General features: G+C 61.3%; 21 protein-coding genes and 1 tRNA gene. 12 read left to right on the top strand and 10 right to left on the bottom strand.

The genetic code is table 11. The annotated features are described in order from the left end of the window. Positions 1 to 81: 81 nt before the first annotated feature. Together I6H87_RS13505 and gloB are read right to left on the bottom strand one after the other, a co-directional pair. Positions 82 to 1773, bottom strand: coding sequence for a transglycosylase SLT domain-containing protein (locus I6H87_RS13505; protein ID WP_011615663.1), 1692 nt, complete (start codon positions 1771 to 1773; stop codon positions 82 to 84). 133 nt (positions 1774 to 1906) lie between these two features. Continuing rightward, a complete protein-coding gene (gene gloB / locus I6H87_RS13500) occupies positions 1907 to 2707 on the bottom strand; it encodes a hydroxyacylglutathione hydrolase (RefSeq protein ID WP_010814332.1) in 801 nt (266 codons plus the stop codon). 12 nt (positions 2708 to 2719) lie between these two features. Between gloB and I6H87_RS13495 the strand changes: the two genes are divergently transcribed. From I6H87_RS13495 to I6H87_RS13465, 7 genes are all read left to right on the top strand, one after another. Continuing rightward, positions 2720 to 3520: a methyltransferase domain-containing protein gene (locus tag I6H87_RS13495; protein WP_010814333.1), complete on the top strand. Its 801-nt coding sequence runs from the start codon at positions 2720 to 2722 to the stop codon at positions 3518 to 3520. A gap of 78 nt (positions 3521 to 3598) precedes the next feature. Continuing rightward, positions 3599 to 4036 carry a ribonuclease HI gene (gene rnhA, locus I6H87_RS13490; protein WP_011615666.1) on the top strand — a complete coding sequence of 146 codons (438 nt, stop codon included), beginning with the start codon at positions 3599 to 3601 and terminating at the stop codon, positions 4034 to 4036. 49 nt (positions 4037 to 4085) lie between these two features. After that, positions 4086 to 4826: a DNA polymerase III subunit epsilon gene (dnaQ, locus tag I6H87_RS13485; RefSeq protein ID WP_011615667.1), complete on the top strand. Its 741-nt coding sequence runs from the start codon at positions 4086 to 4088 to the stop codon at positions 4824 to 4826. An 88-nt stretch (positions 4827 to 4914) separates the two neighbouring features. Further along, positions 4915 to 4989: transfer RNA gene (locus I6H87_RS13480), tRNA-Val, on the top strand. Positions 4990 to 5142: 153 nt separating this feature from the next. Continuing rightward, complete coding sequence (locus I6H87_RS13475) at positions 5143 to 6189, top strand: site-specific integrase (RefSeq protein WP_011615668.1); 1047 nt, start codon at positions 5143 to 5145, stop codon at positions 6187 to 6189. Between the two features lie 110 nt (positions 6190 to 6299). Next, positions 6300 to 6509 carry a hypothetical protein gene (locus tag I6H87_RS13470; RefSeq protein WP_011615669.1) on the top strand — a complete coding sequence of 70 codons (210 nt, stop codon included), beginning with the start codon at positions 6300 to 6302 and terminating at the stop codon, positions 6507 to 6509. Position 6510: 1 nt separating this feature from the next. Further along, entirely contained in the window at positions 6511 to 6855 is a 345-nt protein-coding gene (locus I6H87_RS13465; protein ID WP_011615670.1) for a hypothetical protein, read from the top strand. A 173-nt stretch (positions 6856 to 7028) separates the two neighbouring features. Here I6H87_RS13465 and I6H87_RS13460 read toward each other — a convergent pair whose 3' ends face one another. Continuing rightward, positions 7029 to 7961, bottom strand: coding sequence for a LysR family transcriptional regulator (locus I6H87_RS13460; RefSeq protein WP_011615671.1), 933 nt, complete (start codon positions 7959 to 7961; stop codon positions 7029 to 7031). A gap of 116 nt (positions 7962 to 8077) precedes the next feature. Between I6H87_RS13460 and I6H87_RS13455 the strand changes: the two genes are divergently transcribed. From I6H87_RS13455 to I6H87_RS34870, 3 genes are all read left to right on the top strand, one after another. Beyond that, the gene (locus tag I6H87_RS13455; RefSeq protein WP_011615672.1) at positions 8078 to 8830 is read left to right on the top strand and encodes an SDR family oxidoreductase; all 753 of its coding nucleotides are present in this window, start codon (positions 8078 to 8080) and stop codon (positions 8828 to 8830) included. A gap of 14 nt (positions 8831 to 8844) precedes the next feature. Then, positions 8845 to 9462: an NADPH-dependent F420 reductase gene (locus I6H87_RS13450; protein WP_011615673.1), complete on the top strand. Its 618-nt coding sequence runs from the start codon at positions 8845 to 8847 to the stop codon at positions 9460 to 9462. A gap of 527 nt (positions 9463 to 9989) precedes the next feature. Then, on the top strand, positions 9990 to 10355 hold the full coding sequence (locus I6H87_RS34870) for an HNH endonuclease (RefSeq protein WP_011615674.1): 366 nt from the start codon (positions 9990 to 9992) through the stop codon (positions 10353 to 10355). A gap of 474 nt (positions 10356 to 10829) precedes the next feature. Here the strand turns inward: I6H87_RS34870 and I6H87_RS13440 are convergent, their stop codons facing one another. The 5 genes from I6H87_RS13440 to I6H87_RS13420 form a co-directional block, all read right to left on the bottom strand. Continuing rightward, on the bottom strand, positions 10830 to 11021 hold the full coding sequence (locus I6H87_RS13440) for a hypothetical protein (RefSeq protein WP_011615676.1): 192 nt from the start codon (positions 11019 to 11021) through the stop codon (positions 10830 to 10832). Positions 11022 to 11053: 32 nt separating this feature from the next. Continuing rightward, positions 11054 to 11704, bottom strand: a complete 651-nt coding sequence (locus tag I6H87_RS13435) for a hypothetical protein (protein ID WP_136227783.1) — start codon at positions 11702 to 11704, stop codon at positions 11054 to 11056. A gap of 102 nt (positions 11705 to 11806) precedes the next feature. Continuing rightward, positions 11807 to 12442: a hypothetical protein gene (locus I6H87_RS13430; protein WP_041687455.1), complete on the bottom strand. Its 636-nt coding sequence runs from the start codon at positions 12440 to 12442 to the stop codon at positions 11807 to 11809. A gap of 222 nt (positions 12443 to 12664) precedes the next feature. After that, the gene (locus tag I6H87_RS13425) at positions 12665 to 14140 is read right to left on the bottom strand and encodes a MobA/MobL family protein (protein WP_081225788.1); all 1476 of its coding nucleotides are present in this window, start codon (positions 14138 to 14140) and stop codon (positions 12665 to 12667) included. 2192 nt (positions 14141 to 16332) lie between these two features. Beyond that, complete coding sequence (locus I6H87_RS13420) at positions 16333 to 16725, bottom strand: helix-turn-helix transcriptional regulator (RefSeq protein WP_011615684.1); 393 nt, start codon at positions 16723 to 16725, stop codon at positions 16333 to 16335. Positions 16726 to 16848: 123 nt separating this feature from the next. Between I6H87_RS13420 and I6H87_RS13415 the strand changes: the two genes are divergently transcribed. Next, positions 16849 to 17676, top strand: a complete 828-nt coding sequence (locus tag I6H87_RS13415) for a hypothetical protein (protein ID WP_062804606.1) — start codon at positions 16849 to 16851, stop codon at positions 17674 to 17676. Between the two features lie 42 nt (positions 17677 to 17718). On the opposite strand, the gene I6H87_RS13410 is transcribed toward I6H87_RS13415, so the two are convergent. Beyond that, on the bottom strand, positions 17719 to 19047 hold the full coding sequence (locus I6H87_RS13410; RefSeq protein ID WP_011615686.1) for an AAA family ATPase: 1329 nt from the start codon (positions 19045 to 19047) through the stop codon (positions 17719 to 17721). Between the two features lie 3 nt (positions 19048 to 19050). After that, entirely contained in the window at positions 19051 to 20013 is a 963-nt protein-coding gene (locus I6H87_RS13405) for a reverse transcriptase family protein (protein WP_041687810.1), read from the bottom strand. Between the two features lie 1034 nt (positions 20014 to 21047). Here I6H87_RS13405 and I6H87_RS13400 point away from each other — a divergent pair. Then, a complete protein-coding gene (locus I6H87_RS13400) occupies positions 21048 to 22451 on the top strand; it encodes a DUF262 domain-containing protein (RefSeq protein ID WP_136227784.1) in 1404 nt (467 codons plus the stop codon). Positions 22452 to 22457: the final 6 nt, after the last annotated feature.

The following is a 22457-nucleotide window of genomic DNA, read 5'->3' as shown; positions in this document are numbered from 1 at the left end:
CCGGCACATGAAAAAAAGGGGCGTGCCGACGGCATCGCCCCTTCTTGCGCCATGCGGCGGACCAGCCGGCGCCCGCATTCGTCAGCGGGCCTTGGCCCCCTTGGCGCCGGCCTTGGCCGACGCCTTGACGTTCGGCCCCGGCTTGGACTCGCGCACCACGCGCGCCGGCGTCGCCTTGACTGCCGTGCGCCGCGAGGCCGCCTCGACGGTGACGCGCTTGCGCGGCTCCGCCTTGCCCGCCTTGCCCTTGGCCGAGACCCGCACGATGCCGCCCTTGCTGCTTCGCTCGGAACGCTCTGCACGGTCGGCGCGCTCGGCACGGTCGGCCTGTTCGGCCCGCGCCGCCCGCACCGCGCCGGCGCCGCGCACCGGCACCATCAGCACCAGGCTCTGCCCGGCGACCAACTTGGTGCCGGAGAGCTTGTTCCACGATTGCACCTGCCCCGCCGAGACGCCATAGCGCCGCGCCACCGAGGCCACGGTGTCGCGCCGCCCGGCACGCACCACCACGCGGCGCGCATCCGGCAAATCAGGCTCCATCGCCAGCATGGCACTGTCGGCCAGGGTCGCGCTGATATCCTGGTCGTGGCGGCCCGAGCGCGGGATCATCACGGTCGAGCCGGCCTTCAGGCGCATGCCTTTCGGGATGCTGTTGATCTCGCGCAGCGTATCGGCGTCGACGTTCAGCCGTGCCGCCAGCGCTTCGATACGCTCGCGGCTGTCCACCGTCACCGCCGACCAGCTCGACAACCCGCCGCGGTAGGTGTTCAGGTTGTACTGGAAGCGCTCGGCGTTATCGAACGGCAGCAGGATCTGCGGGTTGGACGCGCCCAGGATCACCGGCCGGTTGAACGACGGATTGAGCGCCTTGAATTCCTCTACCGACATGTCCGCCAGCTTGGCCGCCAGGTTCACGTCGATATCGCGCGAGGTGGTCACCGTGACAAAGTACGGGTGGTCCGGGATCTCGGGCAGCTTGACGCCATACGCAGCCGGGTTGGCGATGATGTTCTTGACCGCCTGCAGCTTCGGCACGTAGTAGCGCGTCTCGTTGGGCATGGGCAGGCTGGCGTAGTCGGTCGGCAGCCCGCGCGCCTGGTTGCGTGCGATCGCGCGCGACACCGCGCCCTCGCCCCAGTTGTAAGCCGCCAGCGCCAGGTGCCAGTCGCCGAACATATCGTAGAGCCGCGCCAGGTAGTCCAGCGCGGCGTCGGTCGAGGCCAGCACGTCGCGGCGCTCGTCACGGAACATGTTCTGCTTCAGGTTGTACGACTTGCCGGTACTCGGGATGAACTGCCACATGCCCGCCGCCTTGGCGGTGGACTGCGCCTGCGGGTTGAACGCGCTCTCGACGAACGGCAGCAGCGCCAGCTCGGTCGGCATCTTGCGCCGTTCCAGCTCTTCTACGATGTGGTACAGGTAGCGGCTTGAGCGCCCGACCATCCGTTCCATGTATTCCGGCCGCTGCGCATACCACTGGGTGCGGTCATCGACCAGCGTGCCCTCCAGGTCCTGCATGGCAAAGCCGCGCCGGATGCGATCCCAGATGTCGTTGGACGGGCCGCGCAGCCAGTCCAGGCCACCCTGGTCGACATTGATCGTGGATGCGGAAGAAAGCGCCGATTTGTCGCTGAGCGAGTTGAGCGGGTCCTGGCGCTTGGCGGTCTGGGCGGTCGCGGCGCCGTTGGCGCCATCAGGCGGCGTTGGGGTGCTGGCGCACGCTGCAAGCAGCGCGGCGCACGCGACCACCGCCAGTAATCGACCAATTTTCATTAAGTTCTCGAATCGTGACGCCAAAAGGATGCGTGATGCTAAAAAAAACCGCGTATCGCGTCAATCAGATTTTCCATATGGCCAGTATCCGCCGGGCAGCCGGAAAGCCTTGCGGCGCAAGGCCCGGCAGGGTTCAGCGGAAATTGTCCTTCCAGCCGCGCAGCGCACCGAAGGCCTGCGCATCGCCCGTGGCGGCCCCGCCCTGCGCCGCCACCGCCGCGCGCACCGCGGGCTCGCGCGAGCGCAGGAAGGGATTGACCTCGCGCTCATGAGCGATGGTGGTCGGCAGCGTCGGCTGGTCCGCCGCGCGCAGCGCGTCGACCCGCTGCTCCCATGCCGCCAGCGCGGCATTGGCCGGTTCCACCGCCCGTGCAAAGCGCACATTGCTGCGCGTATATTCGTGCGCGCAATAGACGCGGGTATCGCCCGGCAGTGCCGCCAGCTTGTCGAGCGAGTCCAGCATCTGTGCCGGCGTGCCTTCGAACAGACGCCCGCAGCCACTGGCAAACAGCGTATCGCCACAGAAGACCGCCGGGCCGGCTTCGCCCAGGTCGCCCACATAGGCGATATGGCCGGCGGTGTGCCCGGGCACGTCCAGCACGCGCAGCGTCAGCGCCGGCGTCTCTAGCGTCACGACATCGCCTTCGCGCAGGGCCCGGGTGCGCCCGCCAATGCGTTCGCCGGCGGGCCCCAGCACCGGCATCGGCGCGCCCGACGACGTGCGCGGGTGCGCCGCCAGCAACTCGGCTACCCCGCCCTGGTGATCGCCGTGGTGATGGGTGATTACAATAGCGCCCAGAGCCAGACCGCTTTGCGCCAGGAAGCGCTCCACCGGCGCGGCCTCGCCGGGATCGACCACGGCGGCGCTATGACCGTCGTGGATGGCCCAGATATAGTTATCCTGGAACGCCGGGATCGGCTCAACCTTCAACATGCGCATGCTCCTATGTCCAATCGTCCCAATCATCCGATTGTAAGCTGGGAAGACTGGCTGGCCTCGCCGCCCGGTGAGTACATGCTGCGCTGGGAGGCGCAGCAGTACGACCGGATCGTGACCGACATCTTCGGCTACCACGCCGTCCAGTTGGGCCTGCCCTTTATCGACACCCTGCGCGAGAACCGGATGCCGTTCTCGGCGCTGGCGCTGGACCCTTCCAGTGGACCGCACGGGCCGCGCGCCGCACATCCCGACGCGCGCCAGTTGCTGTGCCGCTTCGACGAGCTGCCGTTCGACACCCAGAGCATCGACCTGGTCACCCTGCCCCACATCCTGGAATTCGCCGAAGACCCGCATGAAGTGCTGCGCGAGGTCTCGCGGGTGCTGATGCCCGAGGGGCGCGTGGTGGTCACCTGCTTCAACCCGATGAGCCTGTGGGGCGCGCGCCAGGGCATGAACCGGCTCGGCGCCACGCCCTTCCTGCCGACGGACGCGCAGCAGATCGGCTTCGTGCGCATCAAGGACTGGCTCAAGCTGCTGGGCTTCGATATCATCCGCGGCCGCTTCGGCTGCTACTGCCCGCCCTACCGCACCGACCGCTGGCTGCAGCGCGCCGCCTTCATGGAAAAGGCCGGTGACCGCTGGTGGCCGATCTTCGGCGCGGTCTATATGATCTCGGCGATCAAGCGCGTGCGCAATATCCGCCTGGTCGGCCCGGCCTGGAAGAGCAAGCCGGCGCTGGCTCCGGTGTCATCGCCCGTGGCCACGCCTACCGGCACCCACGGCAAGACCCCCGGCGAAGAGCGCTGACGCCGGCGCGCGCCCGCGCTCTCACCCGATTCGCCCTCAAAGCGCCACCTGCCCGGCGGGTGGCCACCTTGGAATCACATGCAAGAAGTCACGATCTACTCCGACGGCGCCTGCAAGGGCAATCCCGGCCGCGGCGGCTGGGGCGCGGTGCTCGTCGCCGGCGCCAGCGAGAAAGAAATGTTCGGCGGCGAGCCCAACACTACCAACAACCGCATGGAAATGACCGCCGTGATCGAAGCATTGCGCGCGCTCAAGCGTCCCTGCGTCGTGCGTGTCTATACCGACTCGCAGTATGTCCAGAAGGGCATCAGCGAATGGCTGCCCGGCTGGAAGGCCCGCGGGTGGAAGACCGCCGACAAGAAGCCTGTCAAGAACGCCGACCTGTGGCAGGAACTGGACACCCTGGCGCAGCCGCACCAGATCTCCTGGCACTGGGTGCGCGGCCACAACGGCCACCCCGGCAATGAGCGCGCCGACGCGCTGGCCAACCGCGGCGTCGAATCGATCGGCCGCTGATCCCTCTCGCTAACAAGAAACCGCGGGGCGCCCACGCAGCTCCGCTAGAATGCCCGCCATGCGACAAATCGTTCTCGACACCGAAACCACCGGCCTGAGTGCCGCCACCGGCGACCGCCTGATCGAAATCGGCTGCGTCGAGCTGATGAACCGCCGCCTGACGGGGCGCCACCTGCACTTCTACGTCAACCCGGAACGCGATATCGACGAGGGCGCGATCGCCGTGCACGGCATCACGGTCGAGTTCCTGGCCGACAAGCCCCGCTTTGCCGAAGTCGTCAACGACATCCGCGAGTTCATCCAGGATGCCGAGCTGATCATCCACAACGCGCCGTTCGACCTGGGCTTCCTCGACATGGAATTCCAGCTGCTGGGCCTGCCGCCGTTCCGCCAGCATGCCGGCAATGTGATCGACACCCTGCGCGAAGCCCGCCAGATGTTCCCCGGCAAGCGCAACTCGCTCGACGCCCTGTGCGACCGCCTGGGCATCAGCAACGCCCACCGCACGCTGCACGGCGCCCTGCTGGATGCCGAGCTGCTGGCCGAGGTCTACCTGGCCATGACGCGCGGCCAGGATTCGCTGGTGATCGACATGCACGACAGCACCGCAGGCCACGGCGGCGCGGTTGCCGCGGCCGACCTGTCGCGCCTGGCCCTGCCCGTGCTGCGCGCCACGGACGAAGAGCAGCAGGCCCATCTCGCCCTGCTCAAGGGCCTGGACAAGGCCAGCGGCGGCAAGACGGTGTGGCAGGAAGCCCCCGCGGCAGAACCCGGAAGCCTGGCCGCCTGACAAAAATCAAAAAAGGGCTTTACAAGATACAAGAACCTCTGCATAATCTCATTTCTCCGCTGCACGACGGCAACGACGGCGCAGTAAGGGGTGGTTAGCTCAGCGGTAGAGCACTGCCTTCACACGGCAGGGGTCACAGGTTCAATCCCTGTACCACCCACCAGATTCGCGGGAAGCCGCATGGAAGAAGGCCCTCAGACGAAAGTCGAGGGCCTTTTTTCATTGCCGCAAAACCTCGCGGAATGCCCTTTTGGCGCAAAAGTGGCGCAGTCAGACAATCGGCCCGGACACGACCAATCACTTGTCTGGAGCAGGAATGGCATCGATCTGGAAACGAGGCGACTATTGGCGCGTCGCGATCCGTAAGCGCGGTTACCCACCCCAAGCGCGCACCTTCGATACAAAAGCTGACGCTGAGAGCTGGGCTCGCCAGGTGGAGGTCGAAATGGATCGAGGGTCCTTCGTCGACCGCCGGGAGGCTGAGCGGAACACTCTTGGAGACCTTCTCCTCCGGTACAGCGAAGAGATCTCGCCCCACAAGAAAGGTGGTGAGCAAGAAGTCCTTCGAATTCGCAAGCTACGTTCTGACCCTATTGCCCACTACAAGATTGCCGCCCTCACTGGCAAGGTCCTGGCGGCATACCGAGACCGTCGCCTCAAGGGCGACGGCGAGCGACGCCCGGTTTCCGGATCAACAGTAAATCGGGAGCTAACCCTCATCAGCCATGTCTTGAATGTCGCCAACAAGGAATGGGACATACACCTGGCTATCAACCCAGTCTCGACGATCAGGCGGCCCCGCGAAAGCCGCGGTCGCACCCGCAGGCTCGGGGCTGCAGAAGAGGCCCGTCTGTTTGCCGAACTATCTGCCAGCCCACGCAATGGGCGTGGCCACTATGACAAAGGCGGTTCGCGGAACCCGAGCATCTTGCCGTTGACGATCCTCGCATTGGAAACAGCCATGCGCCGCGGCGAGCTACTAAGCCTGCGGTGGTCGGACGTATTCCTTGAAGATCGCTTTGTACGCTTGCACGACTCGAAAAATGGTGAGTCGAGGGATGTCCCCCTTTCAACCAAGGCTGTGAGCACCCTCGCCCCGCTGGCAGAGCTCGCGACATCGGCCTCGGACAGAGTGTTTCCAACATCTGCTGACGCCGTTAAAAAGGCCTTTACGCGCGCCTGCGAACGGGCTGGCATCGAGAACTTTCGGTTTCACGACCTCCGGCATGAGGGAACGTCGCGAATAGCCGAACGCTTGGACAACGTCCTGGAACTGTCGGCGGTCACGGGCCACAAGACACTTCAAATGCTTCGACGTTACTACCACCCCCGAGCCAAGGATCTCGCATTAAAGCTCGGCTAGAAGCGCCTTATAGATCCCTTAATCGAGTTCCGCAATTACGAACGGGGACGAATGCGGTGGTTGCACCCCGCCGCATCCGCTGACCACAACAAACCTATAGAGGTCTTGCTATGGCTGACACCATTCAATCTATTCACCCTTTGCGAGCCCTGTCCCAGGACAGCACCTTGTCTTGCGTGCTGGACTTGGAGGATCCGTTCCGTATGACGCTGGAGCGTCTGGAGGGCCTGATCGCGGCAGAGCCAGAGGGCGAGATCCGCGCATATCTTTTCGGCCTGTACGACATGCGCCGGGCCGCCGTCTACGCCGGGGGAGCCTGACATGCGGCGCGCGCTATTGCTTACCGCTGCCCTGACCGGAGCTTGCCCAGCAGGGGCCCAGACTGTGGCGGATATCCTGCGGGCTGGCCAAGCCGCCGAGGCAGCGCTTGAAGCCCAGCGGCAGGTAGAGGAACGGGCTGTGTGGAAGGCCAACGAGGAGGCCATCGACAACACCCTGGTGTGGACGTGCACCTGTGTAAATGGTCAGGATATCTGGAGCTTCAAGACCGTCAGGCAGATACGAGCCGAGAGCGGGGTCAGAACCGAACGCTCGCAGGCCCTATTCAACGCCTACCCGCAGATGAGCACACAGCTCAACGCGCAGCTGACCAACCGTTGCCAATAACGGTCTATGGCAGGCTTCATGTCGCTCGCCATGAAGCACGAATTCGTTGGACTGCCCTGCACCAGCTGCTCACTGTCTCCTGCCGACCCACTCCTGCCCTTCGTTAAAGCTTGGCGAGTGACTCAAGTTTGGGCCAGAGCGGTCGTCGAAACGGCGTGCCTCGGTAGACAACGCTAAAGGCCGAGGCTGCCTGCCAGTCGCTGCGCTAGTCCATCGCGGCGGAAGGCTTCCACAACGTGGTCGATGAATGCGCGTGTCTTGCCGGGCATCAGGGTGCGCGTAGGGTAGTACAACGAAATGGCGCCGGCGTCGGCGTACCAGCGCGGAAGTACGCGTACGAGTTCGCCACGTTCGATCCATGGCAGCACATCGGGTACCGCCAGCAGTGCCACGCCCAGACCCAGCAGCGCGGCTTCCCGCATGGCGGCCGGGTCGCTGACGACAATGCGTTCGCGCATGGTCGTGGCAACCTCGTTGCCGGCGGCATCGCGCATAGTCCAGTGGCGCGTGCGTCCGGTGCGCCCGGAGCGCATGACGATGCCGTCCATGACGTTCAGCATGGCCGGATCGGCAGGCAGCGTGCGTTCCCGCAGATACGCAGGCGACGCCACCGCGACGATATGCGCGGGTGCCAGTGGGCGCGACACAAGACCCGGCGCCAGTTCGAAGCCTCCGCCTATGGCTGCGTCGAAGCCCTCGGCAATCAAGTCGATGGCGCGATTCTCGAAATGCCATTCCGGGCGGATCGCGGGGTAACGCTGCAGGAAATCAGGGAGCAACGGCATCACGTAAGCCACGCCGAACGACGGCGCCAGGCTGACTTTCAGCACGCCGGCCGGTTCGCCGTGGTCGTTCGACATGGCGGCGATGGCGGCTTGCAGCGCGTCCAGGTTGCCGCCAATGGAGGCAAGGAAGCGTTCGCCAGCCTCGGTAAGCGTCAGCTTGCGCGTCGAGCGCTGGAACAGTCGCACGCCCAGATTGCGCTCGAGCATTGCCACGTTGCGGCTGACGGCCGCGGGGGTCAGGGCCAGTCGGCGACCCGCCGCCGAAAAGCTGCCGGTTTCGGCGCTGCGCACAAAGGATTCGAGGTTGGCGAGGGTTTCCATCCGGCTCAGCTTACACGATTGCTTGAAGATGATTCCAGTCATTCATTACTAATCATCGCGCAATCGAACACCCATACTCCGTTCACACCTTGTGATTCACCCCAACGGAGAAAGAAATGACTCAACAGACCCTTCCCCTGGCCGGCAAGATCGCCCTCGTTACCGGCGGATCGCGCTCCATCGGCGCCGCCATCGCCCGCCGCCTGGCCGCCGACGGCGCGGCCGTAGCGCTGACCTACAGTGCCTCAGCGGACAAGGCCGCCACGGTAGTGCGCGAGATCGAAGCAGCCGGCGGCCGCGCCATCGCGCTCGCCGCGGACGCCGGCGATGCGGCCGCGGTGCGCCGGGCCGTGGCAGCGACGGTCGACGCCTTCGGCGGCCTCGACATCCTCGTCAACAACGCCGGCCTGAGCTTGGGCGGTGCCATCGAGGACATCGCGTTCGACACCTACGAGCGCATGATTGCGGTGAACGTGACCGGCGTATTCGTGGCCACGCAGGAAGCGGTGCGCCATATGAAGACGGGCGGGCGGGTGATTCACATCGGTTCATCGATGGCGCGCTACGCGGCGTTTCCAACGGCATCGCTCTACACGCTGACCAAGGGCGCGATCGCAGGCTTCAATCGCAGCCTGGTGCGCGACCTGGGGCCGAAAGGCATCACGGTCAACACCGTCCACCCCGGCCCGACCGACACCGATATGAATCCCGCCGGCGGCCCGGTCAGCGAGATCGTGGGACCCGGCATTGCCCTGGGACGATACGGGCAGCCGCATGAGATTGCCGGCGTGGTGGCGTTCCTCGCCGGTCCGGACGCAGCCTTCGTCACCGGTGCCGAGATCGTTGCCGATGGCGGCTTCACCGCCTGAACCGGGAGACCGTCATGCAAGCAAGCTACGGAAAGACCATTGGCATCATCGGCGCGGGCGCAATCGGCACGGCGTTTGCCACGGCGCTGGCACGCCACGGCATCCAGGCGGTGCTGGCCAACAGCCGTGGGCCTGAAACGCTGCAGGATGCCGTGCAAGCCATCGGGCCTTCGATCCGCCCGGGCACGCGCGAGCAAGCCGCGGCGCAAGACATCGTGCTGGTGGCCGTCAACTGGTCGAAGCTGCCGCAGGCGCTGGCCGGGTTGCCGGACTTTGGCGGGCGCATTGTCATCGATGCCAACAACCCGATCGAGGCGCCGCTGTTTCGCCCCGCGGACCTGCATGGCCGCTCGTCGAGCGCAGTGTTTGCAGACCTGGTGCCCGGCGCGCGTGTCGTGAAGGCGTTCAATCACCTGCAGCCCGCGCTGGTCGCCGGCGATCCGCAAGCTGAAGGTGGCCGCCGCGTGATGTTCATGTCGGGTGACGATGCGAACGCCAAAGCCGAGGTGGCCAAGTTGATCGATCGCCTCGGGTTCTTCGGCATCGATCTCGGTTCGCTCGACGGGGGCGGAAGACAGCATCAGTTTCCTGGAGGACCGCTGGCCGCGCTGAATCTGGTGAGGTTGGGTTGACTTGAAGGGCGGGACTGGAGCAATCGAAACAGAAACCCGCTATCGATAGTCCGGCAAGCTCCACATAGTGAACCCGTCCGCTGTGTCAGAGCTTCGGCCATTCAGTCAGAGGGCCCGGCCGTCGCTTTCTGGCCGGCAAGGGACCTCCACTGGTCAGCTCCTCGTTGGCTTGTGGCGACCCACTTAGCGTCGTTTCCACCTAGTGTTCCAAGGGTGCGATCAGACTTCCCTGCGTTCAGACGCCTTAGACTGGACAGAGCGGCATTTGTCGACGCGTCAACGTCCCTCCCAGAGCCATTAAAGTTTGCGGCGGCGCGGTCGCACTGGGCGCATTGTTGCGATTTTGTAAGGCCGGCGCGCCTTCCCCTTGTGTCTCAGGAAAATGTGAGGCTACACTCTTCCCCGTCAGTCTTCGCTAGGAGCTGAAGAGGTGCCAGCACGAGCTACTTGGCTGGTTCCCGTGTATGCCTTGTTAAGGGCGAGCGGGTTTCGAAGTATCCGAAATCTTCCTGTACACAGGATCGCTCATGCCCTCGACTCTCGCGCGTCTGCGCGCCCGCGCCTTCCATCGTCAATCCGGCCGTTGCTTCTATTGCTGCTGCCCCATGTGGGAGCAATCCATGGAAGCGTTCGCAGCGACCTTCCATCTCTCCAGTCGGCAGGCTCGACACCTTCAATGCACGGCCGAGCATCTACATGCCCGAGTCGATGGCGGTGGGGACTCCCAAAGCAACATCGTGGCCGCCTGCCGGCTTTGCAATGCCCGCCGACACCAAGGTAAAGCAGCGCGGGACGCCGCCCATCACAAGGAATATGTAGAGCGGCTCATGCGCCGGAGACGGTGGCACCACCCCTGGGTCTTCGAAAGGCTGCTGCGTTCAGGCGGGGGGTGAACCCGCCGACCCCCGCCGCGACGATTCCAGATTGGGTGAAAGCTCTCCAACATTCCAGCTCCAACCAAGCTTACGGCTGAGCATATCCTGCAGCCGAGGCATGCTCGAAACCCAGCACTTCCGCATCACCTCGGGAGAGGGAACCATATCCTCGGGATGCCGCGCAAAGTAGCGCTCACTGGCGTGAACGATGCCTTCAGCTTCAAGGGGAAAGCGAGATTGGATAACCACCGCGGCGAGGCGAAAAATGTTCGCTTCCCGTTGGTCGCGTGCCACGGTCACCTGTCCGCGTCCGGTTGCAGCGCAGCGGAGCAGCAGTTCGTCCTCGACATCCCTTCCGTTTTCCACGGCTAATGCCTTCCTCAAAGCTGGGTGAACTGCCATTCCAGATTGGGTGAAAGGTTCGCTATGCGCTCCATGCAGCACTCACCCGGGAATCGCACCCCGTCAGTTCGAGTCTGCGGCAGGCCCCCTCTACTCCTTCCTCGAGGGCCTCGGAGGAAGATAGACAATGGTAGCGCGCCGCTTCTTCGGCGTGGCAAGGACCTGGTCACCGGCGGGAGGCAATCCAGCAGCCTTGGCCTGCGCAATCGCCTTCTCAATGCCGCGGCCAACGTCCTCTTGGAACCGCTCGCTCATGATGTATTGGGTGAGTTTCGTTGCCATGCTGGTACTCCTTTCCTCCTAGTCTACCAACCTCAGAACTCCGGCGCAGCCAGCGAAGTGCGTTGACCACGTATCAGGTCGAAAAGACGCCGCCGGCCCTCGGCAACCCGCTTGTCCCGGAGCACGGTCTTGCTCATGTACCAGATGCCAGCAGGGATTGCACAGACCCACCAGTCGACCCAGCCATTCATTAAAAACAGTGCCAACGGCGCGCTTAGCACAAACACGAATACATGAACCGCAAGCCAGTGCAGCGCGATCGCACCAAAAGCCGAAACGACCGCAAAGCGCAACATGTACGATCCGGAAGATTGGGGCAGTCGGGCTCGTCCAGCCATGTCAAACACCTTACCCATCGTCCGATCTTCAAAGCCCACGAGTTCCAGACTTGCCAGATCTTGGCCGTCCTGACCAGCGTAGTACGCTGTCACCATATTGCCGACACGAATCGGGAAGCCTGGATTGACAAGCCTGAGTACTGCAGACTTACCGTCGCGCAGGCGCAGCCATACTGAATATGTGTGATAGGTATCTATCTGAACGTCACGCAGTTGCTGATTCAGATTGCGCGTGGCGCGGGTTCGATGCGACGTCTCCACTGAAACATCGGCAATAGTGCCGCTTAGTGCGACAACACCCAACGCGGTGCCAAGAAAATCGACCGCCCCAACTGACTCGTACATGGCCATACATGCGAAAGTTGAACTTTGATAGGGTGAGTCGATCTCGCCCGAAATCGACGCATCTCAATTCTTCCCGAAATGCAAAAGACCACGCAAGCAATTTCATGCGACAAACTGCAGGGCGATCATTGCCCCTGCCAACATCCCAGCCATAAAGCCCAAGCCGGCCAACAAGAATCTGGTTTCTTTAAGGCTCTCGATGTACTGCGCATTGGCCTGCGCCTTTGCCAAACGGGCCTGCTTCCGTTCCGCCGCGCCGGCCAACCACTCCTGCCATTTGCCATATCGCTGCGCGATGATTTCCGCGCACTCTTCCGCAGGTAGTTCTGTTGTCGCCAGCTCGTTTGCCGTCCGCCACGCCCAATTGAAGCCTTGCGGCAGGTTTTCAGCTTCGTCCTGGTAGTCATATAGGCCAGAAGACTGCCACAGATCCGCGCCATCAATGGAGCCGGCACGGAGATATAACACGAGCATCATGGCACCAAAGGCGGCGTTGTGATGGTGCTGGTCAGGCAAAAGACGGTGTGCGGCCTCATGGAGATAAGTGCTGAGGATCGCTGAACGCCGTGGTTGTCGCACAGTTGGCTCCACAAGGCATCGGCCAATTGCGATTTCGCCTTGCTCGGTATATTCGCTCGCAGCGCAGAACCCGGCCCACAGAGTGTGGGCTGAAGGGCTGTCCATGACCAAGACCGGTATAGGGTTCATGCGCAAGCGTTCGAACAGGTGCGTGGGCATCGCCGCAGCCAGCGCTGGCGGGGGTGTCACTTCGGCTTGGCGTAGAGCCTTTACCGGGCTGCTTACTTGCATAGATTAGTAGGAAGTAGTTTGAACTTGACGAATGGCCCGTGGGAGCGTCGCAATGACCGACTCGCAGTGGCCCGACGCGAAATCGACGTGAGGTCGCACTCCCCCGGGCCGATACTCCGCTTTCGCCACTTGCATTTGCTCATGCGGGTATCACGGCTTGGACGCACGCAGTTTCGGCACGGTGGCCGCTCCAGCGCCTTTGTCGGCAGCAGAGGCCTTCACCACCGGCTGCCCGTCAGCCTTTGATGCCGGGACGGCAGAGAACGATCGGAACTGTGTTGCCACACTCGCAACGATTCCGGCCGCATTGGCAGCAGCACTGTAGTCGCCAGGCATGGTCTGCATGATTGTCGCGGCAGCTGCGTTCAGCGCCAGATTCACCTCCCTGACCTGCTTGCCCACGGCAGCATTGGAGACTTCCGCTGCCTTGATGGACGCCATAAGGTGCTCGCTGGTTTCCTTGGCCAGCCCGTTGGGGCCCAGAGACTTTGCCAGCTTCGCGTTGACACCAAGGGCGTGAGCCACGCCCTCGCCGATCAAGCCGTCGCGCAGCAATTCCTCTGCTGCCAGGCGAACGACCAGCGCCTGCGTGTAGTCCGCGCGCTTCCGAGTCGCCGGGGTGTTGCGCATCTCACGCTGGACTTCAGCACGTAGTCGCTTTCCACCCGCCGAATCCCCCTCCAGCTCGCAATAGCGGGCGTACAGCGCGATCTTCAGCAGGTCCCTGACGCAGCCGTGCTGGGCCGCATTTTCCAATTCCCGGGCCTTCTGGCGCGCCCGCGCCTCCCTGCGACGACGCTCCAGCTCAGCCTTGCGGCGCAGCTCCTGCAGCTCGGCCTGCTGGCCAAGCTGCAGCGGCATCGTCAGCAGGGCATTGAGCCGACGTTCGAGCTGGGGCAAATCCACTTCCCACGGGATGCACAGATCCTTGGTGGCTTCGGCGAGGTCGTCTCGGATCTTCTCGCGCTCGGCCTCCTGCCGACGCTCAATGCGGATCTGCTCCACCTCCGCCAGGCGCGCCGTGCGGACCTGGTGGTACAGCGTGCCGGCCTTGGGCAAGGCGGGACCAATCTTCGGTTCCGGCTTCGCCGGCGCGGGCGGCTCCCAGCCAGGCACAACTTCACGAACGTGCTTGGCAAATAGCCACCGCACCTCGAGCACCATGTCACGCTTGTTCCAGCTGCGGTCCTTCATGGAGCCGTTCCGTTTGAAAAAACGCTTCGCGTCGAAGTGCTCGCCATCGGTCGGGCGGTCCGAAAACATCAGGTGCAGGTGGACATTCCGCCCGCCGTCGCCGGCCTGCCGGTCATGCACGGCGAGCCGGTAGGCAAAGCGGTCACCCAGCAGCGATTGGGTGAACTCGCGCGCCCAGGCAATCGGATCCGCGGCTTCGCGCGGGATGGCGGCCTCGACCTCGAGATATGCGCGCCCGTTCTTGCGCTCATTGGCGTCCGCCGCCGCGAAGAACTTATATGCGTCGCCGCACGCCCAGGCAGGCAGGTTGCCATCGACCACTGCCCGCACATCGTCGCGGTCGGCATACTTTCCCTCACCCCTCACGTAGGCGGCGTGCGCGGCACCGTTGCCAACTTTGCCACGCTTAAAGGATACGTGAGGGGATGCCATGTTCTGTCAGAGCGCGTGGGAGGAAGACATGTATCGGGGTGTCGGGGCATGGCCCTGACCGCGGTCGTTTGAATGGAGTGCGAAGCAAGCCATTCAAACGAGGAATCGCGCTTGGGAGGGGCACCCTCCCAAGGACCCTCCCGACAACCACCATCAGCATGCAACCTCCTTCGCCTCCGCGCGCGCCAACGACTTCCGCCGGCGGACCGATGCCGTCTTTCTCCGCGACCAGCATCCCCGGCCAGCCACCGCGACTAAATCACCCCACGAGACCTCTACTTGGTAACGTGCATCCGCGCGATGGGTATGCGGCATACATGAACGCATAAATCGGGGCACCACCAGGGTGAGCACGGTTTTTTTGGGGGAGCCTGCCGTGGACATGGCGCTGACGCGCCAGCGTGTGGACAAACCGTGGACGGCGATGGACAACCCTACCGGGTTGACCACGCGCCGCCCACCGCTTGCCCCCACTTGCCCACCGCAGCTGCTGGTTTGCCATGCGTAGGCACGAGCTGACCAAGAAGAAATAACGCCGGCGTTCACACCTTGCTGATGACTCTGTTTCCCGCCACTATCACTGCGCCCTCACGGCACCTTGCTGCACTTTTGCTGCACCCTCAGTGCACGCTCACTGCACCCTGACTGCACTATCACTGCAATATCAGGGCATGAAACCGGCAGGTACACTGCATGTTCAGTGCGCTTGCCCTGCACCCTCATTCGAACCGCTTCAGCCAAGCTGTGGACATGGTCCACCCGCACCACCTTAGGGACCGACCATGACGCGGCGGATGAACAACCCTTCCGGGTTGCCCACACACAGCCCACCGCCCGCCCACAACAGCCAGCGGTCTGCCACGCGACGGCAAGGGCTAACCGAGGTGAGAACCTGCCCCTGTTCTGCAAGCCAAACCGGCGATGACTGGCCACGTCTCGCGCGCGCCGCGCGCCCGGATCGAGGCGCACGGGTCCCCGCGCCGCTAGGCGCAAGGGAGAGCGGCGACCCGAAGGGGCGATCCGACACTGCCGATTCAAATGGACTTGGCTCTTGAGAGACTGCATAAGCAAATCGTCTACTGGTGCAGCTGGCTACCGGTTTGAGTGGATGCGCGACCAAATCACCTCGCCGGCCTTAGTTCCGGCACCCTTAGCATGAGCCGGCAATCCACGCCGGCGCTTATAGCTCGGCAATTGGCTACGGATTTAGTCTGCCAGTGCCGTCCCGTGTCTGAAGGAGCGTCCGCAGATTTTCTCGCCCCTTCTCCCGGCTGGTATGGGACTGGTGTACCGATGATCCATGCACAACTGAATCCGTCGTCGCTTGATCACGCCGACGGGCCACGACCCGCCCCAGATCGATGACGAAGCTACCCTTCTTGCAGCGACGGACGACCGCTGCAACCCAACCCTGGATACTTGCGATCCCGTCACGCTTTCCCAACGCGGCCGCCTCCAGGCAACCTGCCAGCTCGTCGACAATCTTCTGCGCAGTAGGCATGTCCATTTCACTTCGATCAAGACAAGCAACCACTACATCTTTGTGAGGCTCAACGGCTCGAGCCCAAAACAGCTCCCGGTAGCGGGAGGCAGTGCAACTGCCCGCGGCAGCGATGGGCGCCTGGGTCGTAGTTGATTGTTTTTTACTTAGATGTTTTTTCTTGTCTGGTACTTCTATATTGCCGGCAGAACCGGCCTCGGGTAAGCCGGAGTCGGAGGTCCCAGTTCCGGATCGACCGGGGTTGCGCTGCCCGGATCCGTGAGCACCATCTCCGGGAAAGCCGCCCATGGTCGAAGGTCGGCTCATTGGGACGGGATTGAAGACGATGTTCCAGAGCCATTGACCCCTCGGCCCATGAGCTCTTCGACGTCTTAAGTATCCTGCCGCCTCCAGCTCGCGAGAGATCCGCCCCCAACGGTCCTTTCCAAGCTCTAGTCGCGACTGAAGAACTCCGACTAGAATCTGCCAGCCGGCAGGCTTCACGGCCAGCCAGGCAGCAACAGCCCTAGTATCCAGCCCCAGGCGGCTGTCTTCCAGCAACGCCTCAGGTACGGAGCCGTAGCGCACATCGTAGTGAACGTGAACTACGCCGCCACTGTGGTTCTGAAAACGATCGTCAGCCATTAAGGCCCTTATGGTTGGTTGCGGCTGCAGGACTTCGGATCAGCACTACAAGAGGGGCGCGACCAGATCACCCCAAGGTAAAACGCACAAGTTTGCGTGCACGCGCTTGTCCGAGCGCCGTCGAATGATCGTTAGCAAGAGGTGCGCTATCAGAAGGGGACCTCTGCAAATCGCCCTGGCGAGGCCGACCCCGCCTCCTTGCAGTCTCTATCTCACGCGGCTTCGCGCTCGACAGGCTGTCTATCCAATCTCGGACATCACCGGCACGCCAGCGAATGCATCGGTTCTGGCGAAGGACCGGTTGAGGAAATGAATCCTCGTCTCGCCGAAGCATGTGGTAGATAGCGTTTCGGCTCTTGCCAAGCAATTCGGCAAGTTCTTCGGGCGACAAAAGCGCGCATCTATCCATGTTTGCGAACGCCACGCGGAAATCCACTCTCGATTTGTCGGCGGTCTTCATCTGTCATGTTTCCTCGCTATCCAAGTGCTGATAGGATGCTTTGAGTCACATCTGCCAGCAAAAGGGAATTCCACGAGGTTTCGAATGGGGCGACATCGAGACGGTAAGTACGGTCAGCAGCGAATGAAGGGCGCCACAGTTGCCCTGCTTTGCCTGATCGAGAAACGTTCCGGGCTATCTCCAGCACAACTGGAGGCCAAGTTCGGGTTGGGGTTGCGGGACATGTTTGACCAGGAGACTGGCCAGGAATGGCTGCGCTACAGGCACATGGAGGGGACCTACAGCAAGTCGGGCCAGGCCTTGTCCATAGCCAAGCTGTTTGATGTTGCTACCCTTGCCCACGAGCTTGGCTACGTTACAGAAGACGAGCTGCTGCCTTTAGGCCTCGTGGACCTTGCTTCCGCCGATGCCCTTGGTGCCCGCCTCGACAGCGAGCGAGCTGCACTGAAGCTATTTCGACGCGGATTGATGAATCTGGCCCATGGCAAGCTGCCTTTACCGCCTGGTGGTTCGAAAGGTGGGAGACCGCGACCTCCGCGCTGCGCGTCTGAAGCCGCGGTTACGTATCAGGAGTGGACTGCGAAGATTCAAGAGCTCGGATGCGAGGTGTTTGAAGACCGAGCGGAAATCGAAGAGCAAGAGCGAACACTTAGAGATCAAGCCCAGCAGGAAGGCCGCCTAGTCACGGCTGTAGACTATGACGGCCTGCCAGACTGGATACGGCCATTCGATCCCGTGCGCCCAAACGGCGGCGCATTGAATCGCCTCCGAATACGTTTCTCCTTCGGCCAATTAGATCAGCCGTGGCTACCCGACGACAAGCGGCTGCCCGGCTTGCCCCAGCCTTCTTTTGACATATGGCCGGCAACGGATGAGGAGATTGACCTATTCTTCGAGAGCTTTCAGGAAAATATCGACCAAGCGTCCAGAAAGTCAACTGCGGACAACTGACCGCAGCGGACTCCCGCCGCGCGGCCGCATCTCGCTCCCTCTTCATGTGGGCCGGCAAAGAAAGGCTTGCAAGGTGCTGGCAAACTCCTGAATGACCTCATGATGGCGATCGCAAAGGAGCTTGAAGATCTCTTCCTGCGAGAAAATCTTGTTGCGAGTTACGTACTTGTATAGGGCCTTGGGGCCTTGCTGCTCCGCCGAAATGCGCGGCTGGAAATCTGGGCATTGATGTTCTTCCCAGAAGGCCTTCTCGACACTCTCTAGCGGCATGCAGTAGGTCTTCGGCCCTTGGGCGTGCTTGGCGTGTTTTTGGTCGCCGTCCAGGATGGAAATAACGTCTTCCGTCGGGCCAAGGAATCCATCGCGATCATTACGCGCCATGAGATCGACGACCTGACCCGCCCCACCAACTTCAATTAAATAATAGCTATAAAAGGTAGGTGGGCAGTAGTGACGGATTACAAACGACAGAAACTCCTTGAGCACCTCATCCTCGGTGAGAATATATCTGTCACGGCCTGTGAACCCGAACATCAAGCTCTTCACATAGCTGAAAGATACCGGTACGAGCGTTGCACCTTCGGCGTTCCGTTCCATATAAAGCAGTTCGTTGCTCTGCAGCGTCTGCATCATTGCTAGAGAATGGCTCGTGAAGACGATATTCACGTGGTATTCAGTGCAGAGTGTCCGAAGCTCCGCGGTGAGGCGAGCCTGGGCTGCGGCGTCCAGTGAAATGTCGATCTCGTCGATTACGACGAGCCGTTGGCCCTTACGTACCCTGCGATAAAGATTAATAAGGAAGTATTCGCCAGAGCTGAAATAATCCTCACGCAGATAGCGGCCGCCCGGAAGGGTGATGCAGCAGCACGATCCTGTACGCAATCGTACCTCGATCAGATCGTCGAATCGTCGTTCGCCATAGATGCGCGACAAGAACTCTATGAGCTCCTCGGGTTTTCGGTAATCCCCCAAGATGGTCGCCCGCCGGATCTCGTGATCGGACTCGCTAAGCGCTCGGAAGAAATTGAACCGATGCCCATGGGGCATCGGCAGCTCAACCGATATCTGCGCCTTCAACGCTTCTGGAATAGGCGCCTTACAGTTGAGCATGCGCAGGTTGTCGTCATACCAGAACAGGAATTCTTGGGCGCCAAAACGGTAGCAAATCTTGCTGCCATGATGAAAAATGCCATCCGATGATGTGCGGGTAAAGGTGTCGGCCAACGTGAAGTTGAGAATCGCCTTGGCTAGCGTAGTTTTCCCCGAGCCATTCTTACCCACAATGCAGAGCAGTTGGTTTCGCGCAAGATCGATCTCGAAGCTGAGCGCTTTTATTGGGCGGATTTCCGCCAGCTCGACTGAGAAGTGCATACCCTAGCCAAAGGAGCGGTGCAGGAATAGATCCACCACAGCCGCGCCGAACTTCTTGCGCAGCTTCTGCAGATAGGATTGGTCCACGGTGTTCGCGTAATTCAGAAGGCCAGCCAACCGTGCCTCGACCTTCTGCGCATCTCCATCTGCGCGATCCGCAAATTTCGCCCTGTCCTTGATATAGAAGTGGATTAGTACCTCGATCTCAGATTTGATACTCGCGTCCACCGAAATGGTCCCATTGGGCAACAGTACCATCCCCAGGAGCCTGATCTTGCTGCCAGTTCGAAGCAGCTTGGATTTTCCAGGATGCAGGGCCAGGTCGCCGTCCATGTATTCGACGAAGAATGCCCCGAGTGTTTCCTCGATGCCATCTAGCGAGGCGAACTCCTTGGCGGATACCACCATGTCGTCGGAGTAACGCGTGTAGATCAACCCCCTCGAGGCGCAATACCACTGTACCGCATTGTCGAACGGCAATAGCGCGGCATTGCTTATTGTCGGCGACGTGGAAAAGCCCATGGGCAAGCAATCGTCGACGCTCACCAGGTCAAGGATACGCTCCAACCACTGATCTAAATCGGCGACGGGAGATGAGTCTTTCCCAGAAAGAATGGTTTGTCGGATGCGATGGCGTTTGAGGCTGGGGAAGAAATCGGCAATGTCGCAAACGAAGAAAAACTTGCTTTGCGCATGCCTGCTCACCGCGTCGTAGGCGCTCACGCCTTTTCGATACGAGAAAACCACTTCCTCATTCTGCGGTAGAAAGTCGAGCAGGAAGAGCCTCAGGAACTCGTGGTAGGCACGCAGCTTGTCGTCGGGACTGAGAACCTCCCTCGTCTTGCCCTGCTTGCAGAAGCGGTGGCGGACGTACTTCTGGGCCACTGGACCACGCGCGAAATCGTCGAACGAACGCTTGCTGTGGTACATAGCCTCGAAAAGCGTCTCAAGTGGCTTTTTATTCACAATTACCTTCTGGGCTACCCATCGATGCACGCGACCTATCGCCTCGTATATACTAGCAAAATGCCAGCCGACTAGGAGTAGCTCCAGTCACATAGGCTGGCCTCTAGGCCGTCTGATCTACTTGTGTGGCGTGCCCATGTCAATGGGCCGCCACACAGGGCGTAGATTCCTCCTCTCTTCCCCCCGATTTTCCGCCGCAGTGCCCCTCCTTGGGACATGCCACCCTTTCCGAAGTGACCAATCGTGCGCGCGTGACTCGAATCGGCTGGGCGGAAGCCATTTTTCATTCAATCCGAGTCAGGATAGCGACCTATCCTGCGTGCTCGACCTGGAGAACCCCTTCTACGAGACCTTGGAGCGGCTGGAAGGGCTGATCACGGCCCAGCCGCGGGCGAGATCAGAGTCTATCTCTACGGCCTGTGGGACATGCGCCGGGCCGTTATCTACGCCGGGGGGAGCCTGACATGCGGCGCGCACCATTGCTGGCCGCCGACTTGGCCGGAGCCCGCCCGGCAAGGGCCGAGATCGTGGCAGACATCCCGCGGGCTGGGCAAGCTGCTGAAGCCGCCCTCGAAGCCCGCAGGCAGGCAGAGGAACGGGCCGTGCGGAGTAACACCATGGTCTGGACCTGCAGCTGCGTGCAAGGCTATGAGATGGGGCTTCAAGACGATTAAGCAGATCCGCGCCGAGTGCGAATTGAAGGCCCAGCGCTCCCACGCCCTATTCGACGCCTACCCGAAGATGAGCACGCAACTCAACTCGCAGCTGACGAACCGTTTGCCAGTATTGGCTAATGGGCAGGCGTTTGCCTGACTATCGGCAGTGCTCATCTTTTCGCAAACGCCACCCCAGCCGCGCCACCCCAGCCGCGCCTGCACCAGCGAGCGACCGGCCATCGCTCACCGGTGCTGTTGGCAGCCGGCCAAGGTGAGCCAACAATTCAATGGCCTGTTGACCAATACCTGGAGATCGGCGGTGCAGGTCCTGGGCCGCCTATTGTCGTAGTAGCTGGCCGCAACGGATCGAGCCGAGATATGGCCGCCCCCTCGGAGCCCCCGGCGCTACTAGCCACGGTTAAACAGCCCCAATACGGCTCGCCCGGACCGATCACGGATCGCGGCGGAGCCAAATATTTGCTTGCGCCCCGCAGGATCTGGCTTGTCCATGCACAGCACTCTTGTAATAGACTGCTGAACACGCACCACTCCCAAAACAAAGGGTTATTTATGACCGCCATATCAGCTTCATTGGACCAGCCCCTCGACATCAACGAAGACCAAGTTGACGAATGGTATGAGTCCGAGGACGATCAAACCGATGTTTCAGTGTCAAGTACCTCGGACGACATTGAAAGGAAATACGCGGAAACTCAACTGAGAGTCGTCCGTTCCACAATGGATTTCACCCTGCATCAACTCCAGGCATCCCTACGCGAATCAAACTACATAAACATGGCTCCCGGATATCAACGGCGTGCCCGCTGGGACCGAAAAAAGAAGTCGCTACTAATTGAATCCATTCTTTTGAATGTACCCATCCCATCACTCTTCCTGTTCGAGGCAAACTATAATCAATACGAAGTGATGGATGGCCGGCAGCGACTAGAGACAATCACCGATTTTCTAGACAATGATTTTGCGCTAACCGGCCTGGAATATTGGCCAGAAATCAACTCGAAGCGGTTTCGTGATCTCCCCGAGGCAGTTAGACGCGGACTACTACGACGCACAATAGGTGCCGTGGTATTACTTGCAGAAACTGCTCGTGGCGATGGCGATTTTGATATTAGAATGGTGCTCTTCAGACGACTTAATACCGGAGGAGTAAAATTAAATCCTCAAGAATTAAGAAATGCAGCATTTCCAGGCACCTTCAATGCGATGATCAAGCGCCTGTCTCGAGAAGACAGCTTTGCCAATGTATGGGGCATCCCTCGCAGAACAGAAAATGAGGAAAAAGAACCCGCTCCCGAACTCACAAAGAATATTCTCTATCAATCGATGATGGATTGCGAACTCGTTTTACGATTTTTTGCGATTCGTGAGACTATCTCGGGAGAGACAAAGGGTTCGCTACGTCACATCCTCGATCGGACAATGAGGAAATACAGGAATATTTCCAATGATGATGCCGACAAACTTGGGGCACTATTCACCTCAAGTATCAACACTCTCATCCGACTGATTGGCCCCGATTTCATCGTTCTTCCAGGGACCAAGCGGCCCAGTCGCCCCTTGTACGACGCCCTTATGGTCGCAGCTAGTACCCTGTCCGATTCCTCACCGCCACCGCAGTTCGCAGAGCCTCTCACTGTAAAGGACAGGCTTACCAAAGCCCTCAGCACAAAGGAGGATTACGATATTCTCGTGGGCCGCGGGAACACTGTAGAAGCAATCAAGGCTCGCGTGGCGCTTGCAAGAACGATCCTTTCGGCCTGAGGCGCG

The organism is Cupriavidus necator, from assembly GCF_016127575.1.
GTDB classification, from domain to species: domain Bacteria; phylum Pseudomonadota; class Gammaproteobacteria; order Burkholderiales; family Burkholderiaceae; genus Cupriavidus; species Cupriavidus necator_D.
The sequence above is the reverse complement of the archived record's forward strand: the minus strand, read 5'-3'. Positions and strand labels throughout refer to the sequence as shown.

Excerpts from the sequence above, each read along its gene's own strand:
- I6H87_RS13475 (WP_011615668.1), top strand. The coding sequence starts at position 5,143 with ATGGCATCGATCTGGAAACGAGGCGACTATTGGCGCGTCGCGATCCGT.
- I6H87_RS13430 (WP_041687455.1), bottom strand. The coding sequence starts at position 12,442 with ATGCCCACGCACCTGTTCGAACGCTTGCGCATGAACCCTATACCGGTC.
- I6H87_RS13495 (WP_010814333.1), top strand. The coding sequence starts at position 2,720 with ATGTCCAATCGTCCCAATCATCCGATTGTAAGCTGGGAAGACTGGCTG.
- I6H87_RS13450 (WP_011615673.1), top strand. The coding sequence starts at position 8,845 with ATGCAAGCAAGCTACGGAAAGACCATTGGCATCATCGGCGCGGGCGCA.
- I6H87_RS13400 (WP_136227784.1), top strand. The coding sequence starts at position 21,048 with ATGGCCGCCCCCTCGGAGCCCCCGGCGCTACTAGCCACGGTTAAACAG.
- I6H87_RS13425 (WP_081225788.1), bottom strand. The coding sequence starts at position 14,140 with ATGGCATCCCCTCACGTATCCTTTAAGCGTGGCAAAGTTGGCAACGGT.
- I6H87_RS13505 (WP_011615663.1), bottom strand. The coding sequence starts at position 1,773 with ATGAAAATTGGTCGATTACTGGCGGTGGTCGCGTGCGCCGCGCTGCTT.
- I6H87_RS34870 (WP_011615674.1), top strand. The coding sequence starts at position 9,990 with ATGCCCTCGACTCTCGCGCGTCTGCGCGCCCGCGCCTTCCATCGTCAA.
- I6H87_RS13465 (WP_011615670.1), top strand. The coding sequence starts at position 6,511 with ATGCGGCGCGCGCTATTGCTTACCGCTGCCCTGACCGGAGCTTGCCCA.
- I6H87_RS13460 (WP_011615671.1), bottom strand. The coding sequence starts at position 7,961 with ATGGAAACCCTCGCCAACCTCGAATCCTTTGTGCGCAGCGCCGAAACC.
- I6H87_RS13420 (WP_011615684.1), bottom strand. The coding sequence starts at position 16,725 with ATGAAGACCGCCGACAAATCGAGAGTGGATTTCCGCGTGGCGTTCGCA.
- I6H87_RS13410 (WP_011615686.1), bottom strand. The coding sequence starts at position 19,047 with ATGCACTTCTCAGTCGAGCTGGCGGAAATCCGCCCAATAAAAGCGCTC.
- I6H87_RS13435 (WP_136227783.1), bottom strand. The coding sequence starts at position 11,704 with ATGTACGAGTCAGTTGGGGCGGTCGATTTTCTTGGCACCGCGTTGGGT.
- I6H87_RS13415 (WP_062804606.1), top strand. The coding sequence starts at position 16,849 with ATGAAGGGCGCCACAGTTGCCCTGCTTTGCCTGATCGAGAAACGTTCC.
- dnaQ (WP_011615667.1), top strand. The coding sequence starts at position 4,086 with ATGCCCGCCATGCGACAAATCGTTCTCGACACCGAAACCACCGGCCTG.
- I6H87_RS13470 (WP_011615669.1), top strand. The coding sequence starts at position 6,300 with ATGGCTGACACCATTCAATCTATTCACCCTTTGCGAGCCCTGTCCCAG.
- I6H87_RS13440 (WP_011615676.1), bottom strand. The coding sequence starts at position 11,021 with ATGGCAACGAAACTCACCCAATACATCATGAGCGAGCGGTTCCAAGAG.
- I6H87_RS13455 (WP_011615672.1), top strand. The coding sequence starts at position 8,078 with ATGACTCAACAGACCCTTCCCCTGGCCGGCAAGATCGCCCTCGTTACC.
- gloB (WP_010814332.1), bottom strand. The coding sequence starts at position 2,707 with ATGTTGAAGGTTGAGCCGATCCCGGCGTTCCAGGATAACTATATCTGG.
- rnhA (WP_011615666.1), top strand. The coding sequence starts at position 3,599 with ATGCAAGAAGTCACGATCTACTCCGACGGCGCCTGCAAGGGCAATCCC.